This window comes from Brevibacterium linens, from assembly GCF_003999335.1.
Classification (GTDB): Bacteria; Actinomycetota; Actinomycetes; order Actinomycetales; family Brevibacteriaceae; genus Brevibacterium; species Brevibacterium linens.
The window spans coordinates 786,863-801,212 of record NZ_CP026734.1 but is presented as its reverse complement, the minus strand read 5'-3'; the positions used below and the strand labels follow the sequence as shown (position 1 = coordinate 801,212).

General features: G+C 65.5%; 10 protein-coding genes. 3 read left to right on the top strand and 7 right to left on the bottom strand.

What is annotated here, in order from left to right:
• Positions 1–60 precede the first annotated feature (60 nt).
• A complete protein-coding gene (locus CXR29_RS03330) occupies positions 61–1,464 on the top strand; it encodes an MFS transporter (protein WP_127363897.1) in 1,404 nt (467 codons plus the stop codon).
• A 45-nt stretch (positions 1,465–1,509) separates the two neighbouring features.
• Positions 1,510–3,456, top strand: coding sequence for an FAD-binding monooxygenase (locus tag CXR29_RS03325; RefSeq protein ID WP_127363896.1), 1,947 nt, complete (start codon positions 1,510–1,512; stop codon positions 3,454–3,456).
• A 45-nt stretch (positions 3,457–3,501) separates the two neighbouring features.
• Here CXR29_RS03325 and CXR29_RS03320 read toward each other — a convergent pair whose 3' ends face one another.
• The 6 genes from CXR29_RS03320 to CXR29_RS03295 form a co-directional block, all read right to left on the bottom strand.
• Complete coding sequence (locus CXR29_RS03320; protein ID WP_127363895.1) at positions 3,502–4,404, bottom strand: hypothetical protein; 903 nt, start codon at positions 4,402–4,404, stop codon at positions 3,502–3,504.
• A 53-nt stretch (positions 4,405–4,457) separates the two neighbouring features.
• Positions 4,458–4,949: a hypothetical protein gene (locus tag CXR29_RS03315; protein WP_127363894.1), complete on the bottom strand. Its 492-nt coding sequence runs from the start codon at positions 4,947–4,949 to the stop codon at positions 4,458–4,460.
• A 94-nt stretch (positions 4,950–5,043) separates the two neighbouring features.
• The gene (locus tag CXR29_RS03310) at positions 5,044–5,508 is read right to left on the bottom strand and encodes a hypothetical protein (RefSeq protein WP_101594534.1); all 465 of its coding nucleotides are present in this window, start codon (positions 5,506–5,508) and stop codon (positions 5,044–5,046) included.
• A gap of 171 nt (positions 5,509–5,679) precedes the next feature.
• A complete protein-coding gene (locus CXR29_RS03305) occupies positions 5,680–7,275 on the bottom strand; it encodes an HNH endonuclease (protein WP_127363893.1) in 1,596 nt (531 codons plus the stop codon).
• A 108-nt stretch (positions 7,276–7,383) separates the two neighbouring features.
• Complete coding sequence (gene udk / locus CXR29_RS03300; protein WP_240812021.1) at positions 7,384–7,995, bottom strand: uridine kinase; 612 nt, start codon at positions 7,993–7,995, stop codon at positions 7,384–7,386.
• Between the two features lie 51 nt (positions 7,996–8,046).
• Entirely contained in the window at positions 8,047–9,588 is a 1,542-nt protein-coding gene (locus tag CXR29_RS03295) for an FCD domain-containing protein (protein WP_101554246.1), read from the bottom strand.
• Positions 9,589–9,742: 154 nt separating this feature from the next.
• On the opposite strand from CXR29_RS03295, the gene CXR29_RS03290 reads away from it, so the two are divergent.
• Positions 9,743–13,150, top strand: a complete 3,408-nt coding sequence (locus CXR29_RS03290; protein WP_206516254.1) for a bifunctional proline dehydrogenase/L-glutamate gamma-semialdehyde dehydrogenase — start codon at positions 9,743–9,745, stop codon at positions 13,148–13,150.
• An 88-nt stretch (positions 13,151–13,238) separates the two neighbouring features.
• Here CXR29_RS03290 and CXR29_RS03285 read toward each other — a convergent pair whose 3' ends face one another.
• Positions 13,239–14,030, bottom strand: a complete 792-nt coding sequence (locus CXR29_RS03285) for a GntR family transcriptional regulator (protein ID WP_127363892.1) — start codon at positions 14,028–14,030, stop codon at positions 13,239–13,241.
• Between the last annotated feature and the right edge of the window lie 320 nt (positions 14,031–14,350).

The following is a 14,350-nucleotide window of genomic DNA, read 5'->3' as shown; positions in this document are numbered from 1 at the left end:
AGAGCAAGTAATCCGGGCCACAGAGAATGTGGCCGGGACGCACGACAGGACACAGGAGTCATGGCAGCACAGAAGCACACTCAGACCCGGGTGGCGTTCGCGACGATCGTCGGCACGAGCATCGAGTGGTACGACTACTTCCTCTACGCGGCGGCCTCGGGGCTGATCTTCAACCAGCTCTTCTTCGGCCCGCTCGGATCGACGCTGTCGACCATGGTCGCCTTCGCGACGGTCGGGATCAGCTTCCTCTTCCGCCCCTTGGGCGCATTCCTCGCCGGACATTTCGGCGACAAGCTCGGCCGCCGGGTGGTCCTCATCATCACGCTCATCGCCATGGGCGCCGCAACTGCGCTCATCGGCTTCCTGCCGACCTTCGAATCCGCGGGCGTGCTCGCTCCGGTCCTGCTCATCGCTCTGCGCATCATCCAAGGCATCTCAGCCGGCGGGGAATGGGGCGGAGCCGTTCTGCTCGCCGTCGAGCACGCAGATGAGAAGTCACGCGGACTGCTCGGTTCCTTCCCGCAGATCGGCGTGTCCATCGGCCTTCTGCTGTCCTCGGGCGTACTCGCCCTGATGACGTCGATCGCCCCGGGCGATGCCTTCCTCGAATGGGGCTGGCGGGTGCCGTTCTTCCTCTCCATCGTGCTCGTCTTCATCGGCTACTGGATCCGCCGCGGGGTCGAGGAATCCCCCGTGTTCCACGAGATCGCCGAACGCAAGGAGCAGGTGACGAACCCGCTGGGCACGCTCATCAAGAGTCACTGGCTGCTCGTCGTCCTCGCCTCGCTCGTCTTCATGGGCAACAACGCCGCCGGATACATGACCACCGGCGGATACATCCAGAACTACGCCACGGACCCGGCCGGCCCCATCGGCCTCGAGCGCGGTCCCGTGCTCTGGGCCGTGGCCGCCTCGGCGGTGTCCTGGCTGGTGTTCACGATCATCGCGGGCGCCGTCTCGGACAGGATCGGACGCCGGACCACCTACATCCTCGGCTGGATCCTCCTGCTCGCGGGCATCTTCTCTCTGTTCCCGCTGGTCAACACCGGTTCGGTGGGCATGCTCCTGCTCGGACTCGTCGTCCTCACCATCGGCTTGGGCTTCACCTACGGTCAGCAGCCGGCGATGTACGCCGAGCTGTTCCCCTCCAGCGTCCGCTTCTCCGGGGTCTCGGTCTCCTATGCGATCGGGTCGATCCTCGGCGGCGCCTTCGCCCCGACGATCGCGAAGGGCCTCGTGTCATCGACGGGAACGACCGCCTCGGTGGCGGTGTACCTGGGCGTCGTCGCCGTGCTCGCCCTCGCCGCGACCCTGCTGCTGCGTGATCGCACCGGAATTCCGCTGGGCCCCGACCACGAGGACGAGCAGGCGGTGAGCCCGATCATCGGGATCGGGGCGCCGCAGGTGACCTGCGATGACAGTGACCGGCGCCACCCCGCCGACACCAGATCGTATATGAACTGATAGCATTCGAATATCACGACGACGTGTCACGAACCGGAGGTTGACATGCATTTCCATCAGAACGGCTACGTGTCCGCGGACCCGCGGATCGAAGAGGCCGCTGGGTACGGAATCGAGCGCAGCGAGGAGCTGCCCGATGAGGTCGATGTCCTCATCGTCGGCAGCGGTCCCGCGGGGATGATCGCCGCGGCCCAGCTGTCGCAGTACCCGCACGTGAACGCACGAATGATCGAGAAGCGCGATTCCCGGCTGGTCATCGGTCAGGCCGACGGCATCCAGGCGCGCTCCGTCGAGACCTTCCAGGCGTTCGGCTTCGCCGAGGAGATCATGCGCGAGGGCTACCACATCACGGAGATGGCGTTCTGGAATCCGGATCCGGAGAACCCCGAACACATCATCCGCACCGGTCGGCCCAAGGACGACGAGCACGGGATCAGCGAATTCCCGCACCTCATCGTCAACCAGGCACGCGTGCTCGACTACTTCGCCCAGTTCGCCGCCCATTCCCCCGGCAAGATCACGCCCGACTACGGGATCGAATTCGTCGACCTCACGGTCGACCAGGACGCCGCGACCGCCTCGGCGAAGGATCATCCGGTATCGGTCACCGTCCGTTACACCGCAGGCGAGCGCACCGGGGAGGAACGCACCATCCGCGCCGGCTACGTCGTCGGCTGCGACGGTGCCCGGTCGAAGGTCCGGTCGTCGATCGGTCGGACGATGTCCGGCGATCAGGCCAATCACGCCTGGGGTGTGATGGACGTGCTCGCGGATTCCGATTTCCCCGATATCCGCACCAAGTGCGCGATCTCGTCGAAGCACGGCAACATCCTCCACATCCCCCGCGAGGGCGGGCATCTGTTCCGGATGTACGTCGATCTCGGTGAGGTGCCCGAAGATGATGCGCGCAAGGTGCGGTCGACGAGCATCGACGAGATCATCCGCCGGGCGAATGCGATCATCGCACCCTACAGCATCGACGTGAAGAACGTGGCCTGGCATTCGGTCTACGAGGTCGGGCACAGGCTCACGGACGCCTTCGACGACACCGATGAGACCGCACCCGATTCGCATTGCCCACGCGTGTTCATCACCGGCGATGCCTGCCATACGCACTCGGCGAAGGCCGGACAGGGAATGAACGTGTCCATGCAGGACGGCTTCAACATCGCGTGGAAGCTCGGGCAGGTCATCTCGGGCCGGTCGTCGACGGAGCTGCTGCGCACCTACTCGGCCGAACGGCAGGTGGCGGCGAAGAATCTCATCGAGTTCGACAAGGAATGGTCGACGCTCATGGCAACTCCGCAGGAGGAGCTGCCGGACAAGACCTACCTCGAGGACTTCTACGTCAAGACCGCGGAGTTCCCAGCCGGGTTCATGACCGAGTACACGGCGTCGATGATCACGACGCCGACGACGCATCAGGAGCTCGCGGTCGGATTCCCGATCGGCAAGCGGTTCAAGTCGGCTCGGGTCAAGCGCAGCTGCGATGCGAACTTCATCCACCTCGGTCACGAAGCGCGTGCCGATGGTCGCTGGAGAGTCTATGTCTTCGCCGATCGGGCCGCTCCGGTCGTCGACAGCTCCGCTGGCGGCTCTGCTGGCGGCTCCGCCGGTGAGTCGAAGGTGGCGGCGCTGGCGGAGTGGCTCGAATCTGATCCGGCCTCTCCCCTGGTCGCCTTCCGCTGGGAGGGCGAGGATCCCGATGCCCTCGTCGAGCTCAGCGTCATCTACCAGCAGGAACACAAGGATTTCGCGTTTCCCGATGTGCCGAAGGTCTTCCGTCCGCACGTGGGCGCCTACGACCTCGAATACGTGGAGAAGATCTACGCGACCCTGCCCGACGAGGACATCTTCGAGGCCCGTGAGATCAGCCGCGACGGCGCCGTCGTCGTGGTCCGCCCCGACCAGTACGTCTCCGGCATCTTCCCGTTGGACGCACACGGCGAGATCGGCGACTTCTTCGCAGGAGTCTTCGAACCCGTGAAGTGATGCAGCCCTCTTTCCGCCCTCAGTCGAATTTCTGTTCGCTGAGACTCAAGCGCCCTCGACCGTGTGTCGGGGGCGCTGTGCATTTGCCGCGAATCCGCAGATACCGGCCGCGGCGAGTGAGGCTGCTCCGATGAGCCACAGTCCGAAGCCGAAGGACGGCCGTCCAACTTCCATGCCCCCGATCGGCGTGCCGTCGGGCAGCTGACCGTCCCACATAATCGTCGGAGGGTTGAGAAGGATGGCGACGAAGATGAGGACGATGAGCGCGGCGATGAGCACGGCCGCCACGTTCCACCACTGGTCAGCGGCGAAGCCGAGGCCGAGCGCGGTAAAGCCGACCACAATCGCCCAGAGGAGAATGAAAGGCGGCAGCATTTCACCGCCGTCATCGAACGTCAAGTCCCCCAGCGAGGTGAATCGGATGCGAGGGCCGACGCTGTTGAAGCTGTCGACGACGGGGATGAAGATCGTGGCGATCCACATGGTGACCGCGATGAAAGGCAGCAGCCGGGCCAGCTGTTGCAGTTTGCGTTGGCGTCGGCGAATGATCTTTTCCGGCGGACGCTTTGCCTGCCGCTGCATCTGCCGCTGCCTCTGCCGATCTATCCGCCGCCGATCGCTGAGGAGTCCGCTGATGCCTGCGGCAACGAGTGCAAGGCAGCCGATCGTCCAGAGATAGTGGCCCTCTGACGGATACCCGACGATGAAGGCACTGAGCTTTTCGCCAGCGGCATCGGTGCTGGTCACCCGCTCTCGCGGAAGATCGGTGACCATCGTCGCCTGCTGGATGAACAGGCCGACTCCGGCTGCCACCGACAGAAGAGGCCAGTGGGCGAAGGTGTCGAACCGTTTCGCGGTAGTTGCGCAGACGAGAACGACCACCCAGGGCAGGATGATTTCCGGGGTGAGGTCGGCGAGATCGAAGGGTACCCGTCCGAGCGATGTCACCGTGAGTCGATCATCACCATGGTCGCCGCTGTCGAAAAGCGGTACCCAGATCATCAGCACCCAGCAGGCCAACGCGACCCACGGCAGCCGTTGCGCGAGGCGGTGCGTTCGGTTCCCTCGGGACCATGGGGTGATTCTCGAGTTTGCGTGGTGAACGGGTGCTGCTTCTTCGCGATCGACGGTTGCGCGACGACCGTCCCGAAGATCGGCCGCCCCTGATCGTCGACGGCGTCCCACATGATCGTCGGCAGATTCATTAGCAGTTCGGCCAGGACAAGGAACGCACAGAGACTCAGAAAGAGGGTGCCGACGGACCACATACGTGCGACGACGTCCGGCCACGGGTGCATATCTGGCTGAGACCGGACGGTGAGGAGTAAGGCAGAAGCTGCGCACGCGAAGACCCCGAGTGCGACCAGGATGTACGGCATACGAGCTTCTTCGAGGTCGAATGGCGCTCCACCGAGGGCAGTGACGATGATGCGCGGCGGGTGCGGTGATTCGGAGGTGTCCTCAGCACTGGCGCAGATTGGCACCCACAGCATGACGATCCACAAGCAGAGGGCAGACAGAGACAGCGCTTGGGCGGATCGCAGCAGCCATCTGCCGTCCGCGACTCGCACCGTCGCGGGGCGAGCCTCACTCGGCGGGACCATGGCGCTTCGACATGCAGCGTTTGATCCGTTCACGACGGTAATGGTCCTGTTGGGCGGCTGCGACCAGACCACAGATGCCGGCGGCGACGAACAGAAGGCTTCCCAGAACCCAGAGGCCGAAGCCTGCCGCAGGATAGGCGACTTCCATGCCGCCGGTGGGCATGCCGTCGGCCGTCTGCCCGTCCCACATCATGATCGGCGGATCGGCGACCATCTGCAGGAGTCGCAGTCCCAGCACTGTGCCCAGAACGATGGCCGCGATCGACCACCACTTCGATGCGGACAGCAACCAGGCAGCGAACGCGCCGGTGAGAATGACGACCCAGAGCACGAGGTAGACCTCATCGAGGTCATTCATGTCGATCGGCGAGAACCCGAGAGACGTCACACGGATCCGCATCGATCCGGGTCCACCGCTGTCGAGGACCGGCACGAAGATGGTGATCACCCAACAGGCCACCGCTCCTGATGGGAGCACACGCGCCACGAGGTTGAGACTGCGCCCCCGCGCAGTCGTCAGTGGTGTGCTTCCGTTCCTACCCGCCCTGTCCATAACCACAATTCTCCGCAGTATCTCTGTGACAGGTGTTACCGCCATGTTCCAGATCCGACACGCAGCTCAGTCGGGTCCGAACACCACCTGCACCAACTGCTGCTCGACCGAGCTGCCTCCGCAGTCCTTCGCGGACGGGCGCCGGTGCGCATTGCGTCTGCGCCAATCCGCGATCTTCTCGGCACGAGTGCAGTACCGTGGTGGCAGCTCATCCGGCTGAGCCGCCGGTTGCGGTTCGTCTGTGCCGACCTCTTCGGCGGCGGCCGTTGCCCCGCTGTCTTCCCTCGCTGCTCTCCTGGCTTCCTCCCTATCCGGTTCGAGGAACCGGGAGAAGAGCTGCTGCCAGTCCGATCCCGGCGGCGAACCGCCCGGTTCCGACACTGATGCGGGACGCGGGAACCGTATGCGACGGACCACCGCTGGCGTGGCCACCTCATAGGAACGCCCACTCGGCGTGGTGACGCGCAGCCCGTCCGCCGTGGCCTCGTGCGTCCATCCGGGATGTTCCTTCGCGTAGTTGCAGGACGCACACAGCCCGGAGCCGTTCTCCCAGGTGGTTTCTCCGCCTGCGGCGACAGGCTGAGCGTGGTCGGCGTGCCGGATCGGGGCATCGCACCACGGGGTCCGGCAGACATCGTCACGGAAGGTGATCATCTGCCGCAGTCGGCCGGTGAACTCCCGGCTCTTCGCATCCATTCCCACCAGCTGCCCATCCTCGGGGCGGGTGAAGATCCGGCTGATGAACATCTGCGCTTCGTTCGCGGCGATGAACTCCCGGGCCGTCTTCGCCGGCAGCGGACCGTACCCTGGAAGCCAGGCCGGAACGAGTCCGTCGGAGAGCAGAGATTCGGTGTCGACGAGCAGATGGATCTCCGCGGGCACCGCCGTTGCGCTCGCCTGCCCGCTCAGCCGTTCGACGAACGTATCGGCGAGGACCTGCTGGCGGTTCCGTCCGCCGGCATCACCGGCAGCAGTGATCGTCTCAGCGCCGGCCCGGAGGCTCTCATAGGCGGCGACGGCCTGCGTCAGCGGCAGGATCGCGGAGATCCTGGCCATCCCGTCATCGATCACGGTCATGTTCACTCGACGATGGGACTTCGCTTTCGCTGCCCTCTTCGCGGCCGCCTCGGCGTCCATCTCCGCACTGAGCGCACGCACTTCGGCGCGCAGGCTCCGCAGCCCGGACGGCCCCAGACTCCGCTTCATCCGCGTATCGACCGTGCGCCGATCGGCAGCGACGAGGACCGCGGTCTCATCGACCATGATGCGCGCCTTGTCCTCGGAGATCTCCCCGCCGGCCAGAGCTTTGAAGGTATTGGGCATGCCCGTGACGATCGAGTGGGCAGTGCTGAGGAACCTCCGGCCCGATCCGGGCGAGACCTTCTTCGCCAGCCCGACCTCGTCACCGGCGCGTTTTCCGCAGTCGAGCGCGGGCACCCGGTTGAGCCGGTCCCGCTCGATGCGCAGTGTCTCGAAAGCCACTGCCTCTTTCGCCTGTGCGGCGGCGACAGCAGACTTGAGTTCTTCGAGCGCTGTGATCCGCTCCAGCGTCTCGGCCTCGGTCTCGCCCGGGTCGAGTGCGCGCAGGAAGGCACCGAACCGAGTGATCTCGGTCAGCGGAACTGGAACCGACGCTGGTTCCCGTGCGGGGTCGACGTCCATATGAAGACAGTACCCAGCGGCACTGACACGACTTCGCCGCCGTCCGCCGAAGAAGACCGTTCGCGCAGGTCAAGAACTGTTCCCAGCTCAGCCGACTCCGTTTCAGGCTCAGCCGACTCCGCGCTGGATGCGGTTGAGGATCATGTCCATGGCGACGATGTTGTGGCCGCCGTCGGGGATGATGAGGTCGGCATTGCGCTTCGACGGCTCGACGTAGAGTTCGTGCATCGGCTTGACCGTGCCCAGATATTGGTCCTCCACCGACTGCAGGGTTCGCCCGCGGTCGACGACATCGCGTTTGATCCGGCGCAGCAGGCGCACATCGGCATCGGTGTCGACGAAGAGCTTGATGTCGAGCAGCCGGCAGATCCGCGGTTCGGCGAAGATGAGGATTCCCTCGACGATGATGACCGGTGCGGGCTCGACTCGCGTCGTCTCATCGCTGCGGTTGTGGATCGAGAAGTCGTAGACCGGACTGTCGACCGCCTGCGAGTTCCGCAGCGCAGTGAGGTGGTCGACGAAGAGGTCGTTGTCGAAGGCGTCGAGATCGTCGTAGTTGACCTTCTCGCGCTCCTCATAGGTGAGTTCGTCGCGCCGTTTGTAGTAGTTGTCGTGGAAGAGCACCGACGGCGGTCCCTCACACTTGTCCAACAGCGCCTGAGTCAGCGTCGTCTTCCCGCTGCCGGTTCCGCCGGCCACGCCCACAACCAAAGTCTCCACGCCACAAATATAGACCACGACCCCCGCCGAGGCGGCTCCCGGCTTCCGTGCTCAGCCGAGGCTGCGGGTCAGCTGAGTCCACAGCTCCTGGTCGAAGCGTCGCCTGCCGAGCAGACCGGCCATATGCCTCACCGCGTTGTCGACCTTGCCGCGCCAGACCTCGATCGCCGTCTTCGCATCCGCTCGGCTCAGCGCGCTGAACATGGCACGGTCGTCGCTGACGATGCGGTCGCTGGCCGGAGAATAGTCGAGCTGCAGGATGGAGATGAACAGACGCAGCCGCAGAGTCAGGGCCTCGAAGGCACGTGCTGATTCCCGCAGCCCCGATGCTCGGGCCAGCTCCTGCTGGAAATGGAGGTCGGCGTCCTCGACGTCGATTCCGCTGCGCGTCGGCGCCGAGGCCTCGACCTGCCGCAGAGCCAGCTGCACCGGCACGAGGTAGCGCTGCGGACGCAGGGCCAAGGATCGGAGCACGACCTCCCCGATGGCCATGCGCGCGGCATAGAGGTCGAGCACGTCGACCGTCGTGATCAAGGGGATCCGTGCACCGCCGCGAGAGCCGTCGAGGAGTTTGTCATCGACCATCCGTCGCAGCGCCGCGTCGACCGAGGCCCTGGGCACCTGCATGCGACGCGACAGCAGGCGCGGATTGATCCGATCGCCGGGTTCGTATCCGGAGTCGATGATCTCCTCACGCAGTGCGATCGCCAGGTGTTCGGTGATCGATCGCGTCTCCTTCGGCAGCCATGACGAGATCTCCATTGAGTCAGAAGTGATGGAAGTTCTCTGAGGCTCGTAGGGGACCGATTCCCGCCACAGCACTCCTTCGAGTCCGTGCCGGACGCGGTCGGCCAGCAGATCGAGAAGGGACCCGGGAATGTCCTGACACTCGCCGAGGCGGCTCTTGAGTGCGCTGACGAAATCGTCGAAATCCGCACACACCGCCACCCGGGCTCCCGACCCGTCGGAGAGGTCGTCAGGAACCTCGCCGAGGGGGTCGAAGACGAGGAAGTCACCGTCACCGTCGAGCAGGCCGAGCAGTTCGGCGGTGGGCACCTGTCGATGCTCGCTGTCGAAGCGCTGTGCCCACCGCCCGACTCCCGCAATCCGCAGGGCCGCGGTGATTCCGGCGATGCGTCGTTGGACCCGCCGAGGCGGGACGATCGTCGCTGACTCGTCACGGCTACCTGCCCCACCTGCATCGATTCTGCGAACGCCGACGATGACGAGGGGAAACCCGCTGGCCGCGAGGACGAGTTCGGAACCGCCGGCCACCTCGGTGACGGGGATCGTCAGCGCCCGCACCGACCGAGAGACGATGCTCTGACTCAGCCCCGTTGCCTCGGCCAGGGCACGGGTCGAATAGTCTCGCCCGGAGATCCTGGCTCCTGCGGTCGCGACGAGGGCCTCGACGACCCGGTCGGCGGTCTCCTGGATCGGCGGGCGACCGCTGCGGGGGCGATCCTCAAGGTCGGATCGACTCGCCCAGCGACGCAGGGTCGACGGTGATGCACCCGTGCGCGCGGCCGCCTCGGCGAGGGTCGATGTCGTCAGCAGCGACACCGCGTCACGACGGAACTCAGCGGAATACATCCCTCTATCTTAGGACTTCTGACTCAAACATTCTCGGCGTTCCACTCCATCTCTTCACCCCCGGATTTCGGCGGCGCATACTGATCTCACACCCCGGCTCCACGGTCAGCGCCGATACGTGAGAGCACCGAATCCGAGCACCGAAGGAGCACAGTTGCTGCACACCGAAACCGACCTCGACTCGCTCACCGCCCAGTCGATCGACACCGTCCGCCGGTGGCTGCGAGTGTCGACGTCGATGACCACGGCGAAGAACCCCGCAGCCGAACGCCTCTCCGCTGTCCTCTCCGATGACAACGGCCTCGACTTCACTGTCGGGTTCGTCGATCGGGTCGTGCGCACCGATGATGTCCACGCCGCCGCCGACGCGCTGGCCGAGGTCGGCAAGCTGGCGCCGGAGACGATGTCGTACCTCGACCGCGCGCAGATCAAGGCCGGTGCCGCGCTGGCCAAGATCGCCCCGCAGGTCGTCGTGCCCGCCGCCCGCACTCGCCTGCGTCAGATGGTCGGGCATATGGTCGTCGACGCCCGGGACAAGCAGTTCGGCAAGACCGTGGCCGCGCTCACCGCCGACGGTCACCGGCTCAACATCAACCTCCTCGGCGAGGCCGTGCTCGGTGACGGTGAAGCCGACAACCACCTGGAGCAGACCCACCGGCTGCTCGCCCGCGACGATGTCGACTACGTGTCGGTGAAGGTCTCCTCCGTGGCTTCGCAGATCTCGATGTGGGCCTTCGACGAGACCGTCGACTACGTCGTCGACCGCCTCCGTCCGCTCTACAGCCAAGCCGCGAAGGCCCCGACCGGTGCGAAGTTCGTCAACCTCGACATGGAGGAGTATCAGGACCTCGAACTGACGATCGCGGTGTTCACGCGCCTGCTCTCCGAACCGGAGTTCAAGGATCTCGAGGCCGGAATCGTCATCCAGGCCTACCAGCCCGATGCGCTCGGCGCCGTGCAGCGGCTGAGCGAATTCGCTTCCCGTCGCGTCGAGAACGGCGGAGTCGGGATCAAGGTCCGCCTCGTCAAGGGCGCGAACCTCGCGATGGAGACCGTGCATGCCGAGATCGCGGGCTGGCCTGCCACGACGTGCGATTCGAAGCGGTCCACGGATGCGAACTACAAGCGGGTCCTGCATTGGCTGTTCACCCCAGAGCGGATGAAGGGCCTGCGCATCGGCGTGGCCGGGCACAACCTCTTCGACATCGCCTTCGCCCACCACCTCTCCGTCGAACGCTCGGTGACCGACCGCGTCGAGTTCGAGATGCTCCAGGGCATGGCCAGCGAGCAGGCAGCGGCCGTGACCGAGGACGTCGGAGACCTCCTCCTCTACGTTCCGGCCGTGCATCCGAAGGAGTTCGACGTCGCGATCTCCTACCTCGTGCGCAGGCTCGAGGAGAACTCTGCGTCCGAGAACTTCATGTCCGGCATCTTCGACCTCGCCAACGGCAACGACGTGTTCAAGCGCGAAGCCGACCGGTTCACCGCGTCCGTCAACCAGCTCGAATCGATCCTAGAGACCGAGGGCGAAACTGCACCGGCCCCGAACCGCCACCAGAACCGGTCGACCGAAACACTCGGCGAGACCGTGGTGCCGACCCAGTTCTTCAATGAACCCGACACCGACCCGTCCCTTCCGGCCAACCAGGAGTGGGTGCGCACAATCATCGCCGAGGCGACCGCCCCCGGCTACCTCGACGACCGTCCGAACGCGCCCAAGGTCGAATCGTCGGCCGCACTCGATGAGATGATCGCCCGCGGTCGCGCCGCCGCTGCGGATTGGCGGGCCCTCGGCGCCGCCGGTCGCGCCGAGATCCTCCACCGAGCCGCGGATATCTTCGCGGCCCGTCGCGGCGAGTTCATCGCCGTCGAGGCCGCCGAGGTCGGCAAGATGCCGTCGCAGTCCGACCCCGAGGTGTCCGAGGCCATCGACTTCATCCGCTACTACGCGCTGAACTCGCTCGAACTCGAGAACCTTGAGGGTGCGACCTTCACTCCCGATGAGTTGGTCGTCATCACTCCCCCGTGGAACTTCCCCGTGGCGATTCCCACCGGCGGCACCGTTGCGGCTCTCGCTGCCGGTTCGGCGGTCATCCACAAGCCTTCGAAGCCGACGCCGCATTGTTCTGCACTCATCGTCGACTGCCTGTGGCAGGCCGGAGTGCCCAAGGACGTGCTGCAGCTGTGCGCACCGATCGAGCGGGAGCTCGGCCAGCATCTCGTCTCGCATCCTGATGTCGACCGGGTCATCCTCACCGGCGCGTCGGAGACCGCGGCGATGTTCAAGTCCTTCCGTCCCGAACTCCACGTCAATGCCGAGACCTCGGGCAAGAACGCCCTGGTCATCACCCCGGCGGCGGACCGGGACCTCGCCATGGCCGACCTCGTGTACTCGGCGTTCGGGCATGCCGGGCAGAAGTGTTCGGCCGCCTCGTTGGGGATCATGGTCGGATCGACCTACGATTCCGAGCGCTACCGTCGCCAGCTCATCGATGCCGCCTCGTCGATGGTCGTCGATTGGCCGGCGAACCTCGCATCGACCATGGGCCCGCTGACGGAGGACCCCTCGGACAAGCTGCGTCGGGCTCTGACGACGCTGGAGCCCGGCGAGTCCTGGCTGCTCGAGCCCAAGCAGCTCGACGATACGGGTCGCCTGTGGAGCCCGGGGATCAAGGACGGGGTCAAGCCCGGTTCGTTCTTCCACCTCACCGAAGTCTTCGGTCCGGTGCTCGGTCTCATGCATGCCGAGGACCTCGATGAGGCCATCGAGTTCCAGAATGCCGTGGACTTCGGCCTCACCGGCGGCATCCATTCCCTCGACCCCGAGGAGGTCGCCACCTGGCTCGACCGCGTCGAGGTCGGCAATGCCTACGTCAACCGCGGAATCACCGGTGCGATCGTGCGCCGGCAGTCCTTCGGCGGCTGGAAGCAGTCCTCGGTAGGGCTGGGGTCGAAGGCAGGCGGCCCGAACTACCTCATGCTCTTCGGCCACTTCGCCGATGCCGGCGGCCAGGACCTCGAGGCGGCGAAGGCCGATGACAAGCGCTGGTTCGACGCCGAATTCGGTGCGGCGAAGGACCACACAGGGCTGCGCGCGGAGGCGAACATCTTCCGCTACCGCCCCCGCCCGGTCACCTTGCGCGTGACCGCCGAGGCGAGCCTGTTCGACCTCGAACGCTCCCTGCACGCAGCCCGCACGGTGGACTCGCCGGTGCAGCTGTCCGTGGCCGAGGATGTGCCCGCAGAAGTGAAGATCGCCGTGACGAATGCCGGTGTTCCCGCCCGCACCGAGACTGCCGCCGAGTTCGCCGAGATGGTCGGCCAGGGTCGCTACGACGACACCGTGGGGGCTCGCATCCGCGTGCTCGGTCGGTTCGAGGACGAGCTGCTGGCTGCGGCCGCGCCTCGCCCGGAGGTCGCGATCATCGATGAGCCGGTGACCACATCGGGACGTGTGGAGCTGCGCTACTACGTGCAGGAGCAGGCGGTGTCGATGACCTTGCACCGCTTCGGCAACCCGAGCCGTGACTTCCACGAGCTCGCCGCCGAACTCAAGGGCTGAACGCGAGCCTCTCACTGAAGGCGGCCCGGCTCCTCGCAAGGGGAGCCGGGCCGCCTTCGTCTGTGGCTTCACGCAGCCTGCGAGGACCTCAGAACCAGTTCTGCTCGTCGGCGGTCAGCCAGCTGATCGGATTGACGTTGCGGCCGTTCGACATCGCCACGGACAGGATGTTGGCCAGATAGCGATCTTCGGAGATCTCCAGCGGCCTGCCCGCGCTGTCACGACTGCGGCGCAGGTGACGCAGCAACGGTCGCCCGCGGGCGACACCCAGGAGGGCAGCGTCCTGTTGGCCGCAGACGGTGGCTGAGAAGACATGATCGGCACCGGCGAACACGATTCCGTGCTGCTGGGCGAGGCTGCGGCTGACCGATGCCGCATCACCGGGAATCTTCTCGACCATCTCGCCGAGCTGCTCGGGGTAGCTCGTCCTCTCGACCATGACCTTCTCCCCGTCGAGCAGACGCACACGCAGAATCCGCAGCACACGTGCGCGGGGGTCGACTTTGAGCGCCGCGGCCGTCTCCTCCCCCGCGATGCGCCAGTTCTGTTCGATGACATGACCGCCGGGAGTCCGTCCGTGTGCACTCGCCCACTGCGCGAAGCTGCGGAATTCCTCAGCCACAGCAGCCGGACGGGGACGTCGCAGCACCGTCTTGCGCGCGCCCCGGCGGCCTCCCAGCGTGCCCTCGCTGACCAGCAGACGCAGGGCTTCGCGCACCGTGCCGGGAGCGACTCGGTATTCGGCGGCCAGAGCCGCTTCGGATTCGAGGCTCTGCCCCACCTGACGTGCCCCGGTGCGAATCGATTCCCGCATCTGCTCAGCGATCTGCTCGTACCGCGCCCCGGCTGATCCGGACGGCTGCCGCTGCGACTTAGTCACGCCCTAGTCTCCTTCCAGTCCCGCCAACATGCACAACACCGCATACGGTGCTGTGCATCTACGCTACCCCACGCTCCATTCCGACGACGGCATCAGAAACATATTCTCCCTCCATCCTGATTCGCTGTCATAAGCGAGCGGCACGTCTTCACCCGCACGACCCCGATCAGGTCACTTTCTGTTCACACCTCACTGGTGAAGATATATATGCTTAATGATCCTCACTAGTGACCTGGGTTGTCTATCTGCGAACAGTTCCCTATCGTGGATGGGGATCGAAGCACCTCGAATGAGAAACAACATGCGCTTGCGCACAAGTC

Coding starts and splice junctions, on each gene's coding strand:
- CXR29_RS03330 (WP_127363897.1), top strand. CDS start 61: ATGGCAGCACAGAAGCACACTCAGACCCGGGTGGCGTTCGCGACGATC.
- CXR29_RS03315 (WP_127363894.1), bottom strand. CDS start 4,949: ATGCTGTGGGTGCCAATCTGCGCCAGTGCTGAGGACACCTCCGAATCA.
- CXR29_RS03295 (WP_101554246.1), bottom strand. CDS start 9,588: ATGTATTCCGCTGAGTTCCGTCGTGACGCGGTGTCGCTGCTGACGACA.
- CXR29_RS03325 (WP_127363896.1), top strand. CDS start 1,510: ATGCATTTCCATCAGAACGGCTACGTGTCCGCGGACCCGCGGATCGAA.
- CXR29_RS03305 (WP_127363893.1), bottom strand. CDS start 7,275: ATGGACGTCGACCCCGCACGGGAACCAGCGTCGGTTCCAGTTCCGCTG.